Source organism: Bradyrhizobium sp. in8p8 (assembly GCF_000426845.1).
Taxonomy (GTDB): Bacteria; Pseudomonadota; Alphaproteobacteria; order Rhizobiales; family Xanthobacteraceae; genus Bradyrhizobium; species Bradyrhizobium japonicum_C.
Map to the genome: position 1 here is coordinate 311,085 of NZ_AUGD01000007.1, position 21,232 is coordinate 332,316.

17 protein-coding genes are annotated in these 21,232 nt (G+C 63.7%); 10 read left to right on the top strand and 7 right to left on the bottom strand.

Translation table 11 applies throughout. From position 1 onward, the window contains the following. From K408_RS0119860 to cnbZ, 6 genes are all read left to right on the top strand, one after another. Positions 1-1,194, top strand: a complete 1,194-nt coding sequence (locus K408_RS0119860) for an efflux RND transporter periplasmic adaptor subunit (RefSeq protein WP_024340068.1) — start codon at positions 1-3, stop codon at positions 1,192-1,194. A gap of 70 nt (positions 1,195-1,264) precedes the next feature. Next, complete coding sequence (locus tag K408_RS0119865) at positions 1,265-4,360, top strand: MexW/MexI family multidrug efflux RND transporter permease subunit (protein WP_024340067.1); 3,096 nt, start codon at positions 1,265-1,267, stop codon at positions 4,358-4,360. A 127-nt stretch (positions 4,361-4,487) separates the two neighbouring features. Then, entirely contained in the window at positions 4,488-6,542 is a 2,055-nt protein-coding gene (locus K408_RS0119870) for a sensor histidine kinase (RefSeq protein ID WP_024340066.1), read from the top strand. Beyond that, positions 6,539-6,928 carry a response regulator gene (locus tag K408_RS0119875; protein ID WP_024340065.1) on the top strand — a complete coding sequence of 130 codons (390 nt, stop codon included), beginning with the start codon at positions 6,539-6,541 and terminating at the stop codon, positions 6,926-6,928. Before K408_RS0119870 ends, K408_RS0119875 begins: the two co-directional genes overlap by 4 nt. Beyond that, complete coding sequence (locus tag K408_RS0119880) at positions 6,925-8,175, top strand: adenylate/guanylate cyclase domain-containing protein (protein ID WP_024340064.1); 1,251 nt, start codon at positions 6,925-6,927, stop codon at positions 8,173-8,175. Before K408_RS0119875 ends, K408_RS0119880 begins: the two co-directional genes overlap by 4 nt. A 9-nt stretch (positions 8,176-8,184) precedes the next feature. Beyond that, the gene (cnbZ, locus tag K408_RS0119885; protein WP_024340063.1) at positions 8,185-8,931 is read left to right on the top strand and encodes a 2-amino-5-chloromuconate deaminase CnbZ; all 747 of its coding nucleotides are present in this window, start codon (positions 8,185-8,187) and stop codon (positions 8,929-8,931) included. A 52-nt stretch (positions 8,932-8,983) separates the two neighbouring features. On the opposite strand, the gene K408_RS0119890 is transcribed toward cnbZ, so the two are convergent. The 7 genes from K408_RS0119890 to K408_RS0119920 form a co-directional block, all read right to left on the bottom strand. Beyond that, on the bottom strand, positions 8,984-9,694 hold the full coding sequence (locus tag K408_RS0119890; protein WP_024340062.1) for a DUF1028 domain-containing protein: 711 nt from the start codon (positions 9,692-9,694) through the stop codon (positions 8,984-8,986). Between the two features lie 10 nt (positions 9,695-9,704). Continuing rightward, positions 9,705-11,510 carry a gamma-glutamyltransferase family protein gene (locus K408_RS0119895; RefSeq protein ID WP_024340061.1) on the bottom strand — a complete coding sequence of 602 codons (1,806 nt, stop codon included), beginning with the start codon at positions 11,508-11,510 and terminating at the stop codon, positions 9,705-9,707. An 86-nt stretch (positions 11,511-11,596) separates the two neighbouring features. Further along, positions 11,597-12,586: an ABC transporter ATP-binding protein gene (locus K408_RS0119900; protein ID WP_024340060.1), complete on the bottom strand. Its 990-nt coding sequence runs from the start codon at positions 12,584-12,586 to the stop codon at positions 11,597-11,599. Next, entirely contained in the window at positions 12,583-13,569 is a 987-nt protein-coding gene (locus tag K408_RS0119905; RefSeq protein ID WP_024340059.1) for an ABC transporter ATP-binding protein, read from the bottom strand. The genes K408_RS0119900 and K408_RS0119905 overlap by 4 nt, the downstream gene beginning before the upstream one ends. Positions 13,570-13,582: 13 nt before the next feature. After that, complete coding sequence (locus tag K408_RS0119910; protein WP_024340058.1) at positions 13,583-14,551, bottom strand: ABC transporter permease; 969 nt, start codon at positions 14,549-14,551, stop codon at positions 13,583-13,585. 11 nt (positions 14,552-14,562) lie between these two features. Continuing rightward, positions 14,563-15,543, bottom strand: a complete 981-nt coding sequence (locus K408_RS0119915; RefSeq protein WP_024340057.1) for an ABC transporter permease — start codon at positions 15,541-15,543, stop codon at positions 14,563-14,565. 106 nt (positions 15,544-15,649) lie between these two features. Beyond that, the gene (locus K408_RS0119920; RefSeq protein ID WP_024340056.1) at positions 15,650-17,248 is read right to left on the bottom strand and encodes an ABC transporter substrate-binding protein; all 1,599 of its coding nucleotides are present in this window, start codon (positions 17,246-17,248) and stop codon (positions 15,650-15,652) included. Positions 17,249-17,550: 302 nt separating this feature from the next. Between K408_RS0119920 and K408_RS0119925 the strand changes: the two genes are divergently transcribed. Genes K408_RS0119925 through K408_RS0119940 form a run of 4 tightly spaced genes read left to right on the top strand, consistent with a single transcriptional unit; the run spans position 17,551 to position 21,213 of the window. Then, complete coding sequence (locus K408_RS0119925; protein ID WP_024340055.1) at positions 17,551-17,808, top strand: DUF6489 family protein; 258 nt, start codon at positions 17,551-17,553, stop codon at positions 17,806-17,808. Beyond that, positions 17,808-18,608 (top strand): esterase/lipase family protein, encoded by an 801-nt coding sequence (locus tag K408_RS0119930; RefSeq protein WP_024340054.1) that lies wholly within the window; start codon positions 17,808-17,810, stop codon positions 18,606-18,608. The genes K408_RS0119925 and K408_RS0119930 overlap by 1 nt, the downstream gene beginning before the upstream one ends. A gap of 48 nt (positions 18,609-18,656) precedes the next feature. Then, positions 18,657-20,207, top strand: coding sequence for a WS/DGAT/MGAT family O-acyltransferase (locus K408_RS0119935; protein WP_024340053.1), 1,551 nt, complete (start codon positions 18,657-18,659; stop codon positions 20,205-20,207). A gap of 10 nt (positions 20,208-20,217) precedes the next feature. Continuing rightward, a complete protein-coding gene (locus K408_RS0119940) occupies positions 20,218-21,213 on the top strand; it encodes an alpha/beta fold hydrolase (protein ID WP_024340052.1) in 996 nt (331 codons plus the stop codon). The last annotated feature ends 19 nt before the right edge of the window (positions 21,214-21,232 follow it).

Sequence of the window (21,232 nt, forward strand, 5' to 3'; positions counted from 1 at the left end):
ATGAACGTCGTAGCCGAACACAAGATTTCGGGCGAACCGATCGATAGCAAGGCTCCCAAGCGTCCGGTCCGGCCGGTGCTGTGGTTCATCATCGTCGGCACGCTGCTGGCCGCGCTCGTCGGCGGCCTCGTCTGGTTCAATTATTTCCGCGGCCAGATGATCAAGCAGTTCTTCGCCAGCAACAAGCCGCCGCCGACCGCCGTCAGCGCCGCGGAGGCGAAGTCCGAGGTGGTGCCGAACCTGCTCACCGCGGTGGGCAGCCTCGTCGCCGTGCATCAGGTCGACGTCAGCGCCGACGTCAACGGCCGCGTCACCGAGATCAAGTTCCAACCTGGTACGCGTGTGGAAGCCGGCACGCCGCTGGTGCAGCTGTTCGACGCGCCGGAGCAGGGCGACCTCGCCAATTACAAGGCACAGGCGACCGTCGCGCAGCTGTCGCTCGATCGCGCCAAGCAGCTGGCGGCACGCCAGTTCGGTCCCCAGGCAACCGTCGATACCGCCCAGGCTGCCTACGACCAGGCGCTGGCCGGCATTGCCAAGACCGAGGCGTTGATCTCGCAGAAGCTGGTGCGCGCCCCGTTCTCTGGCGATCTCGGCGTGCGCAAGGTCGAGGTCGGCCAATATCTCACCGCCGGCACCGCTATCGTGTCGCTGACCGATCTGTCGCAGCTGTGGGCCAACTTCACCGTGACGGAAAAGGATTCCGGCAGCCTCAAAGTCGGACAGGCCGTCAGGCTCAAGGTCGACGCCTATCCGGGCCGAACCTTCGAAGGCAAGATCACCACGATCGAGCCGCAAATCTCCACCGACACCCGCAACATCCGCGTGCAGGCGACCATCGCCAATCCGGAGAAGATCCTGAAGCCCGGCATGTTTGTCACCACGACAGTGGTGCTGCCGGAGAAGCCCGCCGTGATCACTGTGCCTGAAACGGCGGTCGATTACACGCTCTACGGCGACTCCGTGTTCGTGATCACCGAGAAGAAGGAAGACGACGGCAAGACCAGCCTTTCGGCGGTGCGCACCTTCGTGCAGACCGGCAGCCGGGTCGAGGGCCGCGTCGAAATCGTCAAGGGCCTGAAGGCGGGCGACAAGGTCGTCGCTGTGGGCCAGCTCAAGCTGCAATCGGGTGCGCCGGTGTCGATCTCCACCGACCCGGCCCCGCCGATCCCGGCGCAGCCGCCGCGCTACTGACAAATACACTCAGGTGATCCGGCTCCGCCGGATCACTTTATCTTGAGCCTAAGAAATCGAGATCGCCGCGATGGCCTTTACCGATATTTTCATCAAGCGCCCGGTTCTGTCGGTCGTCGTCAGCCTGCTGATCCTGCTGATCGGCTTGCGTGCGGCGATGGTGCTGCCGATCCGGCAATATCCGAAGCTGTCGAATACGGTCATCAACATCACGACCGTCTATCCCGGCGCGTCTGCCGACCTGATCCAGGGCTTCATCACCACGCCGATCGAGCAGGCCGTCGCCTCCGCCGAGGGCGTCGACTACATCACTTCCTCTTCGGTGCTCGGCACCTCGACCATTCAGGTCTACATCAAGCTGAACTTCGATCCGAACCAGGCGCTCACCGAGGTGCTGGCCAAGACGAACTCGGTGAAATACCTGATCCCGAAGGAATCCAACGACCCGATCGTCACCAAGACCACGGGCCAGACTACGGCCGTTATGTATCTCGGCTTCTCGTCCGAAGAACTGTCGGGCTCGGCGATCTCCGATTATCTGACGCGCGTGGTCCAGCCGGTGCTATCGACCGTCGACGGCGTGGCTTCGGCCGACATCTTGGGCGGCCAGACCTTCGCGATGCGGCTGTGGCTTGACCCCGTGAAGATGGCCGGCCGCAATGTCTCGCCGACCGATGTTGCGGCGGCGATCCAGGCCAACAACTTCCAGTCCGCGGCAGGCCAGACCAAGGGCTATCTGATCGTTTCGAACGTCTCGACCAATACCGGCCTGACCAATGTCGATCAGTTCAAGAAGATGATCGTCAAGGCCAAGGACGGCGGCTTCGTGCGGATGGAGGATATCGCCACCGTCGAACTTGCCGCTCAAAGCACGGATGCCAGCGTCGCCTTCAACGGCGAGCACGCGATCTTCATCGGCGTGCAGGCAACGCCGCAGGGCAACCCGCTGACGCTGGTGAAGGGCGTGCGCGCGCTGTTCCCCGAGCTCGAGCGGAACTTGCCGCCGTCGATGAAGATGAAAGTCGCCTACGACTCGACCAAGTTCATCCAGTCCTCGATCGACGAGGTGGAGAAGACGCTGGGCGAAGCCGTGATCATCGTGATCGTGGTCATCTTCCTGTTCCTGGCCTCGCTACGCTCGGTCATCATCCCCGTCGTCACCATTCCGCTGTCGATGATCGGCGTCTGCACCCTGATGCTGGCGCTGGGCTTCAGCTTCAACCTCTTGACTCTGCTTGCGATGGTGCTGGCGATCGGCCTCGTCGTCGACGACGCCATCGTCGTGGTGGAGAACATCCATCGCCACCTTGAGGAGGGCAAGACACCGGTCCAGGCCTCGCTGCAAGGTGCGCGCGAGATCGTGGGTCCTGTCATCTCCATGACGATCACGCTCGCGGCGGTCTACGCGCCGATCGGCTTCCTCGGCGGCCTCACCGGCTCGCTGTTCCGCGAATTCGCCTTCACGCTCGCGGGCTCGGTGATCGTGTCGGGCGTAATCGCGCTGACGCTCTCGCCGATGATGTGCTCGGTGTTGCTGAAGAACACCGAGGAGGGCCGCTTCGCCAAGCTCGTGAACCGGGTGTTCGGTGCGATGACGCGCTGGTATGGGCGCAAGCTCGATCGTTCGCTTGACTACAAGGCGATTACCGGCCTCTTCGCGGTCACGATCCTCGGTCTCGTCGGCTTCCTCTATATGCACACTTCGAAGGAGCTTGCGCCAGAGGAAGACCAGGGCATCGTGTTCGCCGTCACAAAGGCTCCGAAATACGCCAACATCGATTATCTCGATTTCTACGGCGAGAAGCTCGACAAGGAATTCGCGAAATTCCCCGAGACCGATCTGCGCTTCGTGCTGAATGGCATCAACGGTCCGCAGGGCGGCATCGCCGGCATGCTGCTCAAGCCATGGGACGAGCGCAAGCGCTCGGCGATCCAGCTGAAGCCGCTGGTGCAGGCCGAACTCTCCAAAATCGAGGGGGTGCAAGCCTTTGCGTTCAACCTGCCGCCGCTGCCGGGCGGCCCGGGCGGCTTGCCGATCCAGATGGTGATCAACTCCACCGCCGGGTTCCAGACGGTCTATGAGCAGATGGAGAAGCTGAAGGAGGCCGCGCGCAACAGCGGCATGTTCATCGTTTCCGACAGCGATCTCGCCTACAACCAGCCGAACGTGAAGGTGACGATCGACCGCACCAAGGCGCAGGATCTCGGCGTCAACATGCAGAACCTCGGCGCTACGCTGGCGGTGCTGCTCGGCGGCAACTACATCAACCGCTTCAATCTCGAGGGTCGTTCGTACCAGGTGATCCCGCAGGTGCCGCGTGCCAAGCGGCTGTCCCCGGAATCGCTCGGCGGCTATTATGTGACGACCAATACCGGGCAGCAGCTTCCGCTGTCGACGTTGGTGTCGATTGAGACCAAGACCGACCCGAATTCGTTGACTCACTTCAACCAGCTCAATTCGGCGACGTTCTCGGCAGTGCCGATGCCGGGCGTGACCGTCGGTGCTGCGGTGGACTTCCTCGAAGGTGAGGCCAAGAAGTTGCCGCAGGGCTTCAGCCACGACTATCTGGCCGATTCCCGGCAATATGTGCAGGAAGGCAATCAGCTCGCGATCACCTTCGGCTTCGCGCTGATCATCATCTTCCTGGTGCTGGCGGCGCAGTTCGAGAGCCTGCGCGACCCGTTGGTCATCATGATCTCGGTGCCGATGGCTATCGTCGGCGCGCTGATCCCGCTGTTCTTCGGCGCGGCGACGATGAACATCTACACCCAGGTCGGTCTGCTCACCCTGGTCGGCCTGATCACCAAGCACGGCATCCTGATGGTGGAGTTCGCCAACGAGCTCCAGATCAACGAGCGGCTCGACCGCCGCTCGGCGATCGAGATGTCGGCTCGCATCCGGCTGCGGCCGATCCTGATGACCACGGCCGCGATGGTGACCGGCCTGATTCCGCTCCTGACCGCGACCGGGGCGGGTGCGGCCAGCCGCTTCTCGATCGGTCTGGTCGTCGTGGCCGGCATGTCGATCGGTACGCTGTTCACGCTGTTCGTGTTGCCGGCGGTCTATGTGGTGCTGGCGACCGATCATCGCGCGGCGGCCGATTCGGAGCGGAACAAGCAGATCAACGACCTCGACCTCGGATCAAAAGCGCTGCGGCCGACCTGAACCGCAGACAAGGCTGGTGCCAAGGGCGGCAGCGGTCATCCGCTGCCGCCTTTTTCGTTGAGCTTGTTGCAAGCCCTGTGCGCGCCCGCGAGAGACAAGAATCGGTCTTCTTGCTAGGTTTCGCGGGATGAGCCTTTCCCTCCACCCCGACTCACCTCAAGCTGGAACGCTAGCCAGTGCGGCACCAAGCCAGGCAGGGCAGGGCGAAACGGGCCGCGGCATCAGGATCCGGCTGTTCACCAAGTATGTCGCCCTGTTCGTGGCCGTCGTGGCCATCGCGCTGCTGGTCAACGGCCTGTTCGAGGTCTTCTTCTACTACCGCGAGCACAAGGCTGCGCTGATCCGGGTTCAGCACGAGCAGGCCGAGTCGGCCGCGGCCAAGATCGGTCATTTCGTCAAGGAGATCGAAAGCCAGCTCGGCTGGACCACCCAGCTGCCCTGGTCCGGAGGCTCGATCGAACAGCGCCGATTCGATGCGCTACGCCTCCTGCGCCAAGTGCCCGCGATTACCGAGCTTGCCCAGGTGGATTCGACCGGCAAGGAGCGGTTGCGGGTCTCGCGGCTGGCGATGGATGCGCTCGACAGCGGGATCGACCTGTCGAGCGATCCGAAGTTCACTGAGGCGGTCGTGCACAAGGTCTATTACGGCCCCGTTTATTTTCGCCGGGAATCCGAGCCCTACATGACGCTGGCGCTGGCTGGGGCGCGCAAGGATGCCGGCGTCAGCATCGCGGAGGTGAATCTCAAGCTGATCTGGGACGTGGTCTCCCAAATCAAGGTCGGCGCGCGCGGGCACGCCTATGTGGTCGGCCCGGAGGGGCGTCTGATCGCGCATCCCGACATCAGCCTCGTGCTGCGCAATAGCGACATGTCCGGCCTCCCGCAGGTGCGTTCGGCGCTGGCTGCCGGCGGCAGGATGCCGGATGAACTGGAGGAGGGGCGCAACATTCAGGGCCAGAAGGTCTTGACCGCCTCCGCCCCCATCCAGCCTCTGCATTGGACCATGTTCGTCGAGCTGCCGGTCGAGGAGGCCTATGCCTCTCTTTATGCCTCTCTGCAGCGGCTCGCGATCGTGTTGCTTGCGGCGTCGATCTTCGCGGTGCTTGCGGGGATCTTCCTGGCGCGCCGCTTGGTCGGTCCTATCCAGGCGTTGCGCAGCGGCGCCGAAAGGATCGGCGGCGGCGACTTCTCGCAGCGCATCTCGATCCGGACCGGAGACGAGCTCGAAGGTCTCGCCGACCAGTTCAACGACATGGGGGCGCGCTTGCAGGAATCCTATGCCGATCTCGAGAACAAGGTCGAGCAGCGCACCGCGGAACTGCGTCGATCCCTCGACGATTTGCGCACTGCGCAGAACCGCCTGATCCAGTCCGAAAAGCTCGCGTCCCTGGGCCAGCTCACCGCCGGCATTGCGCACGAGATCAAGAACCCGCTCAACTTCGTCAACAATTTCTCCGCAATTTCGACGGAGCTGATCGATGAGCTCAATGAGACCCTGCGATCCGCCCCGCTCGACGGCAAGGCGAAAGAGGAAGTCGAGGAGCTGACCGGCATGCTCAAGGGCAATCTCGAGAAGGTGGTGCAGCACGGCAAGCGCGCCGACTCCATCGTCCGGAACATGCTGCTGCATTCGCGCGAAGGCTCTGGTGAACATCGCGCCGCCGACATCAATGCCATCGTGGAGGAAAGCATCAATCTCGCCTATCACGGAGCGCGCGCAGAGAAACCGGATTTCAACGTCACGATCCAGCGGGCGTTCGATCCCGCTGCCGGCATGATCGACGTCTATCCGCAGGAGATCACGCGCGTTCTCCTCAATCTGATCGCGAACGGCTTCTATGCCACCGCCAAGCGCAAGGAGAGCGCCGGTGACGGTTTCGAGCCCACCCTGAGCGCGACGACGAAGAATTGCGGCAACGCCGTCGAGATCCGGATCCGTGACAACGGCACCGGGATTCCGCCCGAAGTCAAGGAGAAGATGTTCAACCCCTTCTTCACCACCAAGCCGGCCGGCGAGGGGACGGGGCTCGGTTTGTCCATGAGCCACGATATCATCGTGAAGCAGCACGGGGGTACGATCGACGTGAACACCGAGCCTGGTGTATTCACCGAGTTCATCATTACGCTGCCGCGAGCCATCGCAACCGGCCCCACGACTGGCACACCTGGAGGCAAGTCTTGAACGTATACATCCTGGTCGTCGACGACGAGCCGGACGTCGAGGCGCTGTTTCGGCAGCAGTTCAGGCGCGACCTGCGCGCCGGCCGGTTCCAGATGGAGTTCGCGCTCTCTGCGCCCGAGGCGCTCAAGCGTGCCGCCGAGGTCCGCGATCCCTCGCTGATCCTAATCCTGTCCGACATCAACATGCCCGGCATGAGCGGGCTAGACATGCTGCCCAAGGTCCGCGCTGCGCATCCGGACGTCCCCGTCATCATGATCACGGCCTATGGCGATGCCGAAACGCGCCGCAAGGCGATCGAACGCGGCGCCGTCGGGCTTCTCACCAAGCCGATCGACTTCGCGCTGCTGCGGCAGGAGATCGACACGAGGCTCGAGCAAGCCGCATGACTGCGACCATCCTCTTCGTCGACGACGAGCCCGACCTCGAGGCGCTGGTCCTGCAGAAATTCCGCAAGCAGGTCCGCGACGGGCAGCTCGCTCTCATCTTCGCGCGCGACGGCCTGGAGGCGCTGGAGTCGCTCGAGCGGAACCCGCATGTCGACATGGTGGTTTCCGACATCAACATGCCGCGGATGGACGGGTTGTCGCTGCTGGCGAAGCTCCAGGAGGCCGAGGACAAGAAGTCGACCATCATCGTCTCGGCCTATGGTGACATGAGCAATATCCGCATCGCCATGAACCGGGGAGCGTTCGACTTCCTGACCAAGCCGATCGACTTCGCCGATCTGGAGACAACGATCGAGAAGACCATTCGGCATGTTGAAATGCTGCGCGAAGTCCGGCGGCGTCAGATGGAAGCCGAGCGTGCCCATGCTGCGCTGTCGCGTCATTTCTCGCCACAGCTCGCCAAACGGCTGGCGGCAAGCGGCGAAGGCGAAGGGGTTGAAGTACAGTGGCGCGACATCGCGACCATCTTCACCGATATCACCGGCTTCACCTCGCTGGTTGAAAGTGCGCCGCCCGAGACGCTGGGCGAACTGCTCAACGAATATGTCGGCGGGATGACCGAGATCGTCTTCACGCACGAAGGGACGGTCGCCAAAATCATCGGCGACGCGATCCAGGTTCTGTTCAATGCGCCCGGAGATCAGCCGGACTATGCGACGCGTGCCGTTGCCTGCGCGCATGATCTTGATGCCTGGGCGCAGAGCTTTTGCGTGCGCCAGAAAGCCAGGGGTGTGAATTTTGGCACGACCCGTATCGGCATTCACGCCGGACCGGCGCTGGTCGGAAATTTCGGCGGAAACCGCTTTTTCGACTACACGGCCTACGGCGACACCATCAACACGGCGGCGCGGCTGGAGGCCGCGAACAAGCATCTGGGAACGCGCATCTGCGTCAGTGCCAGCGTAGCGAACGGGGCAGCGAATTTCCATGGTCGTCCGGTGGGCGACCTGATGCTGCGCGGACGCAGCGAGCCGCTGCGCGCATTCGAACCGCTCCGCCAGACCGAATTCGAAGCTCCGGCGACGGCGCAATATTCCGAAGCTTTCGGCAAGATGGAGGCTGGTGATGCCGCGGCCATGCCGGCCTTTGCCGCGCTGGTCGGCATGCATGCCGACGACCCTCTGGCCAGTTTTCACCTGAAGCGCCTGCTCAACGGCGCCAAGGGCATTCGCATGCAATTGGAATAGGAGCCCATCATGACCCGTGAATTCTCAGCCGGCAACTACCGTTTCATTCCATCCGTGTTCCAGTACTCCGCAGGCGCCGCCGCGGACGAAGGCTATGAGATCCAGCGCGTCCGGTTCGATCGCCTGGTGCCGCTCGCAGAAGGCTTTGCGCTGGCGGCAAAGTTTATCCAGGAGGCGGGACGTCCGTTGACGGCATTCTGTGCTTGCGAGCTGCGGTCGCCGGCGGCCTTCAGCGAGGAAGGCTTTCGCGCGTTCAATCTGCATTATGTGAAGACCCTGTCCGAATGGGGCATCTTCGACGGCACCACCAATCCGGTGGCGCGCAGCAATGTTTGTCCCGAGATCGATCCGCCATCGGAGCCCTCGTTCTATGCGTTCTCCTTCACGCGCCCGACACGGTCAAACGCGCCGAGCTTCGTCATCGCCGGCGGCGCCGAGGCACGTGAGGGCAGCGGCACCTATGTCGAGCGCACGGTGCGTTACCGCGATCTCAGCCCGGAAGGGCTTCGGGAAAAGGTGCGCTTCACGACGACGTCGCAGATGGAGAACCGGATGGCGGCCTTCGGCTTCGGTTGGAAGGATACTACCGGCGTGCAGGCATATTCCGTGCACGACTTCCATCATGCGCTGGTCGACGAGCTGGTCCGCCGTGGCGCGCTGCGCTCCGGCCTGACCTGGCATTTTGCCCGGCCGCCTGTCGTCGATCTCGAATACGAGATGGATTGCCGCCGGGTGATGCGGGAAGTGGTGATTTAGTCTGACGCTGATGGTCGCTCTTCAGCTCGTCCACTGGGAAAGCCAGATCGCATCATGACTGTCTTATGCGCGCCGCAGCAATGCTGGCCTCGATGACGCTGCGATCGGTGTTGCCCGCCGGGTTCTGCCGCGTTGGCATGGAGGCGCGAAAGTGCACCCAGAGCTCGTGGCTGACGCGCTCGAGCCGTTCGAGCTCGCCCAGCGGATCGGGATGATCGTCGGCCCGAATGTCGAGCGCTGGCCATTCTTCCTCGCCGTGGATCAGCAGCGCGGCGGACTGCTTGCCGCGCTTGTCGCCGCCTGCGGCTTCGCCTGCGCGCATCGCGGCGAGCAGGCGGCGCGGAAAGGGCAAGCTGTCATTGGCGATGTAGGTCTTTGCGGTCTCGTCGAGCACGTCGGCTCCTGCCAGCATGTTGCCGGCGATCGAGAAGCCGCTGCCGGCGATGTGACCGCACCAGCCGACGCAGTCGTGCCCTGTGTGAGCCGCGATTTCGCCGCTCGCATCCATGATGTGGACTTGCCGGCTCTCGCGGCCGTCGTCGGTTGCGAGCAGAGAGCCCAGCACGTCGTGGGCATTGAGGCCTTCCCGCAGCAGCCTGACGCCGTCGATGCCGTAATAGGGATTGACGAAGGCCTGCGTTGCGATGGCGCCGACGCCGGCAGCAATGTACGGGACCCGCGCGCCGACGGCGAAGAAGCGGGTGGCCACCGCAATCCCGAACTGACCGGTGGCAGGGTCGCGCGCGATGATCGACCAAGTCATGTGCAGCCTTCTACCGTCCCGCAGCGTAGCCCTGCATGCCGCGCGGATTGGCGGCAGCGCGGCGGCGTGGACCGACCCGCGAGGCGGCGGTGAGACGGCCTTCCGACCAGTCGGGACCGATCTCGACGATATGTCCGCGCTCGCGCAAGTTCTCGATCGTTGCCTTAGGCACGCGGTTCTCGACCACGAGCACGCCCGGGCGCGCGGTGCGCGGCCAGAACGAGATCGGGAAGTGCTCGGAGTGCCAGGCCGGCGCGTCGATTGCCTCCTGGAGATTGAGGTTGCAATGGACGTGGCGCAGGAAGAACTGCGTGATCCACTGGTCCTGCTGGTCGCCGCCGGGCGAGCCCCAGGCAAGGTACGGCTCGCCGTCGCGCAATGCCATGGTCGGCGACAGCGTCGTGCGCGGCCGCTTGCCCGGCGCGAGCGCGGCGGGGTGGCCTTCCTCGAGCCAGAACATCTGGGCGCGGCTGCCGAGGCAGAAGCCGAGCTCCGGAATGATGGGCGAGGATTGCAACCAGCCGCCCGAGGGGGTCGAGGACACCATGTTGCCGTCCTTGTCGATGATGTCGAAATGCACGGTGTCGCCGCGCACCTCGCCGAAGCGTCCCACCGTCGGCTCGCCGGCACCGAGCGCACCGACCGCTTCGCGCTGGCCCTCGGCGCGGCGCAGCTTGACCATTCCGCCAAAACCCTCCACCGAGCCGGGGATGAAATCGAGCGAGGCCTTGTCGGTGACGAGCTTGCGACGCTCATCATTGTAGATATCCGACAGCAGCGTCGAGATCGGGATCTCGGTGAACTTAGGATCGCCGTAGAACTTTTCGCGGTCGGCGAAGGCGAGCTTTGCGCATTCGATCTGCAGATGGATGAACTCCGGTCCCGTCGGATCGAGTCCGTCGAGGTCGAAGCCCTTGAGCAGCGCAAGCTGCTGGAGCGTGACGGGGCCCTGGCTCCAGACGCCAGCCTTGCAGACGGTATAGCGGCCATATTCGTAGGTGAGCGGTGCCTCGACTGTCGGCTGCCAACGGGCCATGTCGTCGGCGGACAGGACGCCGCGATGCGGGGAGCCGCTGACGTCCATCACCTCCTGTGTCCGGCAAAACTTGTCGATGGCCTCCGCAACGAAGCCTTGCGACCAGGCCTTGCGCGCGCGCTCGATCTCGGCGTCGCGGCCTGCACCGCCGCTCTCGGCTTCGCGGAGAATGCGGTCGTAGGTCGCGGCCAACGTCTTGTTGGTGAAGAGCGTGCCGGGTTTCGGCACCTCGCCGTTCGGCAGGTACACTGCGGCGGAGGTCGGCCAGTGCTTCCGGAACAACTGCTCGACCATCTGGATCGTGGCGCAGGCACGCTCGACCAATGGATAGCCGTCGCGGGCGTATGCGATCGCAGGCTCCAGGACGTCGCGCACGCGCATCGTGCCGTAATCGCGCAGCAGCATCATCCAGGACTCGAACGTGCCGGGAACGCAGGCCGCGAGCAGGCCCGTGCCGGGCACCATGTCGAGACCTTCGCTCCTGTAATGCGCGATGGTGGCGCGCGCGGGCGCCGGGCCCTGACCGCAGATCACCTCGGTGCGGCCGCGTTTGACGTCGTGAACGATGATGGGGACATCACCGCCGGGACCGTTCAGATGCGGCTCGACCACCTGGAGAGTGAAGGCGGCGGCGACGCCGGCATCGAAGGCGTTACCGCCTTTCTCCAAAATGCCCATGCCGACCGCGGTCGCAATCCAGTGCGTGGTGGCAACGACCCCGAAGGTGCCCTCAATCTCGGGTCTCGTCGTGAACGGATCGGGATTGATATTGCTGCCCATCGGATTTCACCACCTTACTTCGACGCGCGCAATTGATCACAGAGCCACGTCGCCGCCAAATGCGAAGGCTGCATGGCACGCGCGCGTCACGCCGGGACCGGCGCAGTGTTGACCGCGTGGCAGGCGGCGCCGTCGATCAGTTCGGGCGTCTCCCTGCGGCAGAGATCGAACGCGAGCGGACAGCGTGGATTGAAGGCGCAGCCGGGCGGCGGGTTGATCGGGTTTGGGATCTCGCCCTTGACGGGAACCCGCTGACGGCCGCTCATGGCGAGATCGGGCACCGCGCCGAGCAGCATCTTGGTGTAAGGCATGCGTGGACGGGCGAAAAGCTCGCGCCCTTCCGCGATCTCGACAATGCGGCCGAGATACATCACGCCGACGCGGCTCGCCATGTGACGGACCACGGCGAGGTTGTGGCTGATGAACATGTAGGTCAGGCCGAACTTGTCCTGGAGGTCGCGCATCAGGTTCAGGATCTGCGCCTGCACGGAAACGTCGAGGGCCGAGGTCGGCTCGTCGCAGACGATGAACTCGGCGTCAGACGCGAGCGCTCGCGCGATCGCGATGCGCTGGCGCTGACCGCCGGAGAATTCGTGCGGATATTTCAGACGGTCGTCGGGATGCAGGCCGACGAGGTTGAGCAGCTCGCCGACACGAGCCTGGATGTCGCGCTCGCCCAGGATCAAGCCGAAGGCGCGGATCGGCTCGGAGATGATCGCATCCACGCGGAAGCGCGGGTTCAGGCTTGCATAGGGGTCCTGGAAGATCATCTGGATGCGGCGGCGCAGCTTCCGGCGCGCGGGCGCCTGCCGCGGATCGGTCATGGAGACGCCGTCGATCAGCACGTCGCCGGAGCTCGGCGGCAGCAGCCCCACGACCATGCGCGCGACTGTGGTCTTGCCGGAGCCGGATTCACCGACCAGCGCGAACGTCTCGCCTTTTCTGATGTCGAAGGTGACGTGATCGACTGCTTTGAGATATTCGAGATGCCCGCCTTCGAGCACGCGATTTAGCCAGGGCTTTGAGACGTCGAAGACGCGGCGCAGGTCTGTAGCCTGAACGAACGGGGCGCTCATGCCACGCTCTCCGCCGCCGCATCGTCATAGAGATGGCAGGCGACCGATTGCGCTCCGCGCGGGAGCGGGTCCGGCCGGTCCACGCGGCAGCGATCGAAGGCGAAGGCGCAGCGCGGGTTGAACGAACAGCCGGGCGGGATGGCGGACAGCCGCGGCATGGAGCCGGGAATCTGCACGAGTCGCTTGTCCTCGCCCGCAAGCGTCGGAATGGCGCCCATCAAGCCCTTGGCGTAGGGATGCAGGGGATTCTTCACGACGTCCTGGACCGGGCCGATCTCGGCGATCCGGCCGGCATACATCACCGCGACGCGGTCGGATGTTTCCGCAATCACGCCCATGTCGTGGGTCACCAGCATCACGGCGGTGCCGTGATCGCGTCCCAGCCGCTTGATCAGCGAGATGATCTGCGCCTGAACGGAGACGTCGAGCGCGGTGGTCGGCTCGTCGGCGATGATCAGCTCCGGTTCGGCGCAGATCGCGAGCGCAATCACGACGCGCTGGCGCATGCCGCCAGAGAATTCGTGAGGATAGCCGTCGATACGTTTTTCGGGCGCGGGAATGCCGACTTCGGCCAAGAGGTCGATGGCGCGGCGGCGCGCGGCCGTCCCGGACAGATTGAGATGGGTCCGGATCGTCTCCACAATCTGGTCGCCGACGCGGTAGAGCGGATTGAGCGATGTGAGAGGATCCTGGAAGATCATCCCGATGCGCTTGCCCCGGACGCGGCGCAACTCCTCCGGCGGCAGATTGTCAATGCGCAGGCCCGCGAGACGGATCTCGCCGCCGGCGATCCGTCCGGGCGGATCGATCAGGCCGATCACGGAGAGGCCGGTGACGGACTTGCCGGCGCCGGATTCGCCGACGACGCCGAGCACCTCGCCCTTGGCGATATCGAAGGAGACACCGTCGATGGCGCGCAACGTCCCGCGGCGCGAGGCGAACTCGACCTTGAGATTTCGCACGGAGAGGACGGGTTCGGTCATGGACGAGGCGTACTCATCGAAGCTTCGGGTTGAGCGCGTCGCGCAACCAGTCGCCGAGCAGGTTGATTGACAGGATCAGCGCGGCCAGGGCGAGCCCGGGGAAGGCGACGATCCACCATTCGCCCGCGAACAGGTAGTTGTTGCCGATCCGGATCAGCGTGCCGAGCGAAGGCATGGTGTCGGGCAGGCCGACGCCAAGGAAGGACAGCGTCGCCTCGGTGATGATGGCAAGTGCGAGATTGATCGTGGCGATGACCAGGATTGGCCCCATCGTGTTCGGCAGCACATGCCGAAGCATGATCTTGGGCGCTGGCAGGCCGATCAGCTGCGCGGCAGCCACATAGTCCTTGTTCTTCTCGACCATGACGGAACTGCGCACCGTTCGGGCATACCCAACCCAGAAGCTGAGGCCGATCGAGATGACCAGCACCGTCAGCATGCTGGTGGCGTCCAGCCGGTTGCCGAGAATCGACTTGGCGATGCCGTTGACCAGCAGCGCGATCAGGATGGCCGGAAAGGTAAGCTGCACGTCGGCGATCCGCATGATCACGCCGTCGACCGCGCCGCCGAAATATCCGGCGATCAGGCCAAGCGCGATGCCGAGCACACCGGCAAAGATCACGCCGGCTACGCCGACTGCGAGCGAGATGCGCATGCCGTAGAGAATGGCGGAGAACACGTCGCGGCCCTGTTCGTCGGTGCCGAGCAGGAAGGGGCTCTGGCCGTCGGCAGTCCAGAGCGGGGAAATCCGCGAATTCATCAATTGCAGCTGCGCCGGGTCGAACGGGTTCTGCACCGCGAGCGCGGATGCAAAGATCGCAAGCAGGAAGAACAGAACCGTGATGGCTGCTGCCACCATCGTGAGCTTGGAGCGGCGGAACGAATAGAAGAGGTCGCTGTCGAGCGCGCGACCGAACCAGCCGTGGGTGCGCGCGGGCTGCGTGCCCTGCCTGTCGGACTTGGAGACGACTGCGTCGGACATGGAGCGATGCCCTATGCGGCGCGACCGACGGTCGAGCGCAGACGTGGATCGACCACGGTGTAGAGGATATCGACCACCAGATTGATGGTGACGAAAATCAGCGAAACCATCAGCAGGTAGGCGGCCATGATCGGAATATCGACGTTCTGCACGGCCTGCACGAAGAGAAGTCCCATGCCCGGCCACTGGAACACGGTTTCGGTGATGATGGAAAATGCAATAACCGAGCCAAACTGGAGTCCTGCGACCGTGATCACCGGAATCAGCGTGTTCTTCAGCGCATGGCCGAAATGGATGGCACGGGTGGTCAGCCCCCTCGCGCGAGCGAAGCGGATGTAGTCAGTTCGCAGCACTTCGAGCATCTCCGCGCGCACCAGCCGCATGATCAGGGTCATCTGGAACAAGCCGAGCGTGATCGAAGGCATGATCAGCGCCTTCAGCCCCGACAGCGTGAGCAGGCCCGTCGTCCACCAGCCGAGCCTGACCACCTCACCGCGGCCGAACGAGGGCAACCAGCCCAACGTCACGGCGAACAGGTAGATCAGGAGAATGCCGATAAGGAAGGTCGGCAGCGAGATGCCGATCAGTGACACCGCCTGGAATAGCTTGGCCAGGAAGGTATCGCGCCTGAGCGCGGAATAGACGCCCATGAGAATGCCGAGGACCATCGCAAAGACGGTCGCGCAGATCGCAAGTTCCAGCGTCGCGGGCATGCGCTCCATCAGCAGCGCCGAGACCGGTTGGCGGAACTGGTAGGAGACGCCGAACTTGAACTGCGCGGCATCGGCAAAATAGCGAACGAACTGCACCGGCACGGGGTCGTCGAGGCCGAGCGACTTGCGCACGGCTTCGCGCTCGGCCGCAGGCGTGTCGATGGACACGATCTGGTTGACGGGATCGCCGGCGAAGCGGAACATCGAGAACGCGATGATGCCAACGGCGAACATGACGCCGATGGCCTGAATGGCGCGGCGCAGAGTGAAAGCGAGCATTCCTTCCACTGTCCTTGAGAGTGTGTCGAGGCTGACGTCTTTGTCAGCCGGAAACGGAAAGTCTCCGGAAGCCTGACGCTGCCGGGACCTTCCGTGCAGTTGGCCGCTATTCCTGCTTGGTTGCCCAGTAGAGCAGGACCTGATTGTCTGCGCGCTGCGGCAGCTTCACCTTCTTCGATACACCCCAGGCCAGCGCCTGCTGGTGCAGCGGGATGTAGGACCAGTCCTTGTTGCCGATCTCGTAGGCCTGCTTGATGAGCTGATTGCGCTTGGCCGTGTCCGGTTCGACCAGCACCTTGTCGGTGATCGCATCGAAATCCTTGTTGCAGTAGCCGCCTAGGTTGGCCTCGCCTCGTGAGGACTTCGCATCGTCCCGGCAGCCCATGATGTCATAGAGCACGTTGTGTGAATCCATGGTGCTGGGCGTCCAGCCCAAGAGGTAGAACGAGGTCTGGTAGTTGCCTTGCTTCAGGACCTTGGCGAAATACTGTGCCTTCGGCTGCGCCAGAAGACTGATCTTGACGCCGATGCGGGCAAGCATGCCGACCACGGCCTGGCAGATCGCGGCGTCGTTGACGTAGCGATCGTTCGGGCAGTCCATCGTGACCTCGAAGCCGTCGGGATAACCGGCCTCGGTCAGGAGCTTCTTGGCGCCGTCGGGATCGAACTTCGGACGCGTGAACTCCTTGGACAGCGCGAACAATTCCGGCGCGATCATCAGGGCGGACGGCGTCGACAGTCCGCGCATCACGCGCGTCTTGATCAGCTCGATATCGATCGCCTTGTAGAAGGCCTCGCGGACGCGGACGTCCTTGAACGGGTTCTTGCCCTTGATATTGGAATAGAGCAGTTCGTCGCGGGTCTGGTCGAACCCGATGAAGATGGTGCGCAGCTCCGGCCCCTTCAGGACCTGGGCATTCGGACTGCTGTCGATCCGGGCGATGTCCTGGACCGGTACCGGCTCGATGACGTCGACTTCGCCCGAGAGCAGCGCGGCGACGCGGGTTGCGTCCGAAGCGATCGGGGTGAAGATGATCTCCTTCAAGTTTCCTTCGACCTTGCCCCAATAGTTGGGATTGGCCTTGAAGACGGTCTTCACGCCGGGCTGATGGCTTTCGACGATGAACGGACCGGTGCCATTCTCGTGGAGCGAGGCGTAGCTTGGGGTAGTCGCCGCAACCGGCGTCGGATCGACGACGTTGTTTTCCTCGGCCCATTTCTTGTTCATGATGTACCAGACATCCCACGAGCTATGCAGGATGGGATTGGGCGAGGGGAGGACGAAATCGACCGTGTAGTCGTCGACCTTGACGACCTTGACGTCGGCCGCAAGGCGGGTCTGCATATTGGAGCCCTTCTTGCGGACGCGGTCGGCGGAGAACAGCACGTCGTCTGCAGTGAAGGGATTGCCGTTGTGGAATTTCACACCCTTGCGCAAATAGAAGCGCCAGCGGGTTGGTTCCGGTGTTTCCCAGCGCTCCGCCAGCGCCGGAATGATCTTGAGGTCCTTGTCGCGCGCAGTAAGGCCTTGGTAGACGTGACCGAGATGGGCGTGGGTGGTGCTTTCGTTAAGGGTATAGGGATCGAGCGACTTCAGGTCGCCCTGGTTGGCATAGCGCAGCGTCTGGCTCAACGCAGGCGCGGCCGACAAAAACGCAAGCGCTCCGGCGAACGTCGCCGCATACAGAGTTCGACCTACCGACATTCTTGACCCTCTCCACACTGCCGTGCCGGTGATTTTTGGTTTGTTCGGCCGGCTTTTCAATGCATGTTGCCCAGAGTTCTCGACACGTGCAAGCGCCATTCCAGCAAGGAACGCGCCAAAGTTGCGCCGCTGTGCAGCAATGTTCACCGCGTGGCCTGGCATTGGGCGGCATCTTCCGACTTTGGTTGACCATACTGGCTGATTGCCGGGCGGAGGATATCTCGCCGGCATCAGGTCGCTTGCGTTGCACTATAAGTCGCGGCGATACTGCGGTGGGCGGCTCGAATCTCATTGGAGGGGACATGAAGGTAAATATCGAAATCGACTGCACCCCCCTCGAAGCTCGCCAGTTCTTCGGCTTGCCTGACGTGGCGCCGATGCAGACGGCGGTGATGGACAAGCTGCAGCAGCAGGTTCTGACTAACATCGAGAAGGTCTCGCCGGAGTCGCTGCTCCAGAGCTGGTTCACCTTCGATCCGAAAATGACCGAGAGATTTCAGGACATGTTCGCCGCGATGGCCGGCCTCGGCGGCACACGCAGCGCCGACAAGAAAAAATAGTGTCTTCCGGACGGAACGGGGCGCCGGAGTCTGGCCGGCTTCGTGCGCCGGGCCTCGGCCTGCTGCTGGCCGAAGCCCGTGGACTGTTCGAGCTGAACGCGAGCCTCTTGCTTTCGCCGCTCCTGATGCGAGCCCCCCGAGGGGACGGCCATCCTGTGCTGGCGCTGCCGGGCTTCCTCGCCAGCGATCTCTCGATGGCGCCGATGCGACGTTATCTCCGAGAGCTCGGCTATGAGGCACATGCCTGGCGGATGGGCCGCAACCTCGGTGGTTTGGCGCGGATGCGGGATTCGCTGCGCGCGCTTCTCACCCAGACCCATGCCGCGAGCGGGCGCAAGGTCAGCCTGGTCGGGTGGAGCCTCGGCGGCGTCTTTGCCCGCGACCTCGCGCTTTGGGCCCCCGACATGGTCCGCTACGTCATTACACTTGGCAGCCCCTTTGCCAACGACGTGAGGGCAACGAACGCCACCTGGCTCTACGAGCTACTGTCCGGCGAGCGCGTAGAGGATTTTGCGGAAGCGCGCGAAGCGATCGCGGGCGATCTGCCGGTGCCCACAACGTCGATCTATTCGCGCGCCGACGGTGTCGTGAACTGGCGGACCTGCCTGCTTCGTGCCTCCGAGCGTGCGGAGAACATCGAGGTGCACTGGGCGAGCCATATCGGGCTCGGTGTGAACCCCGCAGCGCTCTGGGCCGTCGCGGACCGGCTGGCGCAGCCGGAAGGGCAATTCCGGCCATTCGACCGGGCGGGGCCGTTTGCCATTGCATATGCCCCGCCGGAACAGGCAGTATTGGCCTGACGAGAAGCGCTGCCAAGGCGCCCGTCAAGTGTTTGCGGGGAGGGTATCATGGCTGACGGGAAGAAGCTGTCGTCGCTGGACGCGTCGTTTCTCTATCTGGAAACCCCTGAGATGCCGATGCATGTCGGCAGCATGGCGATCTTTCGTCTGCCAGACGACTACAAAGGTGACTTCTTCGAAGATTTCAAGGCGATGATCGTCTCACGCCTGCATATCGCGCCGATCCTCAAGGCGCGGCTGGAGAAGGCGCCGCTCGACATCGATCATCCCTCCTGGGTCGAGGACGATCAGTTCGACATCGACCGTCACATCTTCCGCGCCAGCCTGCCGCAGCCGCGCGACCGCGCCACGCTGGAGCGCATCGTCGGCTGGATGCATGCCAAGCTGTTGAACCGCGCCCGCCCGCTCTGGGAGTTCTACGTGTTCGAGGGCATGAAGGACAACGAGGTCGGGCTCTATTCCAAGATGCACCATGCCGCCATCGACGGCGGCGCCGGCGCGGCGCTGACCAACATGATCTACGATATCTCGCCGATCCCGCGCAAGGTCGCTCCGCCGTCGGCCGGCAGCAAGCCGGGACAGGAGCCGCGCGACATCGCCGCGAACCTCCTGGATTCATATCAGCAGCTGTTCAGCCAGCCGCTCGATGCCTCGCAAGCGGCGAAGAACCTGCAGCTGCCGCGAACCGGCAAGAGCGACATCGGCTCGATCCTGTTCGACAACGCGATGTACCAGATCGAGAGCGCGGTGCGCTTCGCCGGCAACATCCCGACCGTGCTCAAGAGCATGTCCGACGTGCTGGGCAAGGTCGCCGATCCCAAGTCGCGCGAGAGTCTCGCCAGCATGGTGTCGCCCCCGACCATGCTCAACAAGACCATCTCGTCGGAACGAAGCTTCGCCGGTGTGTCGATCTCGCTATCTCGCTCCAAGGCGCTGGCGAAGCTCGCGGGCGGCAAGCTCAATGACGTCGTGCTGGCGCTCGCCTCCGGCGTCGTCCGCCGCTACCTCCTGCAACACGGCACGCTGCCGGCGAAATCGCTGACGGCAGCGGTCCCGATCTCGCTGCGTGAGGAGGGCAACACCGAGGCCAACAACCAGGTGTTCGGCATGATCTGCTCGATTGCGACCAACATCGAGGATCCCAAGGCGCGGTTGGAGGCGATCATCGCGCAATCGACGAAGTCCAAGGAGATGTCGCATCCCTTGCGTGCGCTGATGCCGCAGGTCTCCAACATCTCGATGCTGGGCGCGCCGATCATGGTGCAGATCCTGGCCTTGCTCTACAGCCGCTCGAATCTGTCGGACGTGCTGCCGCCGGCCGCCAACATCACCGTATCCAACGTGCCGGGGCCGCGGCAGACGCTCTATGCCGCGGGCGCCGAGCTGCTGCACATCTTCCCGGTGTCGATCTCGACGCACGGGCAGGCGCTCAACATCACCGTGCAGAGCTATCGCGACCAACTTGACTTCGGCTTCATCGTCGGGGCCAACATCATTCCGCATGTACAAGTGATGTGCGATATGCTGCCGGAAGAGTTCGCCGCCCTGGAGACGGCCTACGCGCCACCGGCGGCGGAGATCAAGGGCGCCGCCGAATAGGGAATCTATGATGATTGAAATGCCGCCGCTCAAGTTCGCGCAGACGAACGGAATCCGCATGGGCTATTACGAGGCAGGGCCAGCCGACGACAAGCCGCCGATCGTGCTGTGCCATGGTTGGCCTGAGCTCGCCTTTTCCTGGCGTCACCAGATCAAGGCACTGAGTGAGGCAGGCCTCCGTGTGATCGCACCGGACCAGCGCGGCTATGGCGCCACCGACCGCCCCGAGCCGGTCGAAGCCTATGACATGGAGCATCTGACCGGCGATCTCGTCGGGCTGCTCGATCATCTCGAAATCGAAAAGGCGATCTTCGTCGGCCACGACTGGGGCGGCTTTGTCGTCTGGCAGATGCCGCTGCGGCATCCCACGCGGGTGGCCGGCGTTGTCGGCGTCAATACCCCGCACTGGGATCGCGCGCCGATGGACCCCATCGCGCTGTTTCGCCAGCGCTTCGGTGACCAGATGTACATCGTCCAGTTCCAGGACCCGGCGCGCGAGCCGGACAGGATCTTCGGCAGCCGGGTCGAGCAGACCTTCGACGCGTTCATGCGCAAGCCGCTGCCGCGACCGGCGGCCAAGCCGGACGAGCCGCCGGTCGCCGGGGTCGGAGCTTCGTCGAAGACCAACCTGGCGTTTCCCCAGATGATCGCCGCCTACGATGCCAAGGTTGATCCGCGCACGCCGATCCTGTCGGCGGAGGAGAAGAAGGTGTTCGTCGACACCTTCACGAAGACCGGCTTCACCGGCGGCATCAACTGGTATCGCAATTTCACCCGCAACTGGGAGCGGTCGAAGGGGCTGGACCATCACATCCACGTGCCCTCACTGATGATCATGGCCGAAAACGATGCGGTGCTGCCGCCCTCTGCGGCCGACGGCATGGAGAATCTGATCGGCGATCTCGAAAAGTATCTGGTGAAGGACAGCGGCCATTGGACGCAGCAGGAGAAGCCGGAGGAGGTCAGCGCCAAGTTGATCGAATGGCGTAGAAGGCGATTTGGCTAGTTCCGTCATCGCGAGGAGC

Excerpts from the sequence above, each read along its gene's own strand:
- K408_RS0119860 (WP_024340068.1), top strand. The coding sequence starts at position 1 with ATGAACGTCGTAGCCGAACACAAGATTTCGGGCGAACCGATCGATAGC.
- K408_RS0119865 (WP_024340067.1), top strand. The coding sequence starts at position 1,265 with ATGGCCTTTACCGATATTTTCATCAAGCGCCCGGTTCTGTCGGTCGTC.
- K408_RS0119870 (WP_024340066.1), top strand. The coding sequence starts at position 4,488 with ATGAGCCTTTCCCTCCACCCCGACTCACCTCAAGCTGGAACGCTAGCC.
- K408_RS0119880 (WP_024340064.1), top strand. The coding sequence starts at position 6,925 with ATGACTGCGACCATCCTCTTCGTCGACGACGAGCCCGACCTCGAGGCG.
- cnbZ (WP_024340063.1), top strand. The coding sequence starts at position 8,185 with ATGACCCGTGAATTCTCAGCCGGCAACTACCGTTTCATTCCATCCGTG.
- K408_RS0119890 (WP_024340062.1), bottom strand. The coding sequence starts at position 9,694 with ATGACTTGGTCGATCATCGCGCGCGACCCTGCCACCGGTCAGTTCGGG.
- K408_RS0119895 (WP_024340061.1), bottom strand. The coding sequence starts at position 11,510 with ATGGGCAGCAATATCAATCCCGATCCGTTCACGACGAGACCCGAGATT.
- K408_RS0119900 (WP_024340060.1), bottom strand. The coding sequence starts at position 12,586 with ATGAGCGCCCCGTTCGTTCAGGCTACAGACCTGCGCCGCGTCTTCGAC.
- K408_RS0119905 (WP_024340059.1), bottom strand. The coding sequence starts at position 13,569 with ATGACCGAACCCGTCCTCTCCGTGCGAAATCTCAAGGTCGAGTTCGCC.
- K408_RS0119910 (WP_024340058.1), bottom strand. The coding sequence starts at position 14,551 with ATGTCCGACGCAGTCGTCTCCAAGTCCGACAGGCAGGGCACGCAGCCC.
- K408_RS0119915 (WP_024340057.1), bottom strand. The coding sequence starts at position 15,543 with ATGCTCGCTTTCACTCTGCGCCGCGCCATTCAGGCCATCGGCGTCATG.
- K408_RS0119920 (WP_024340056.1), bottom strand. The coding sequence starts at position 17,248 with ATGTCGGTAGGTCGAACTCTGTATGCGGCGACGTTCGCCGGAGCGCTT.
- K408_RS0119925 (WP_024340055.1), top strand. The coding sequence starts at position 17,551 with ATGAAGGTAAATATCGAAATCGACTGCACCCCCCTCGAAGCTCGCCAG.
- K408_RS0119935 (WP_024340053.1), top strand. The coding sequence starts at position 18,657 with ATGGCTGACGGGAAGAAGCTGTCGTCGCTGGACGCGTCGTTTCTCTAT.
- K408_RS0119940 (WP_024340052.1), top strand. The coding sequence starts at position 20,218 with ATGATTGAAATGCCGCCGCTCAAGTTCGCGCAGACGAACGGAATCCGC.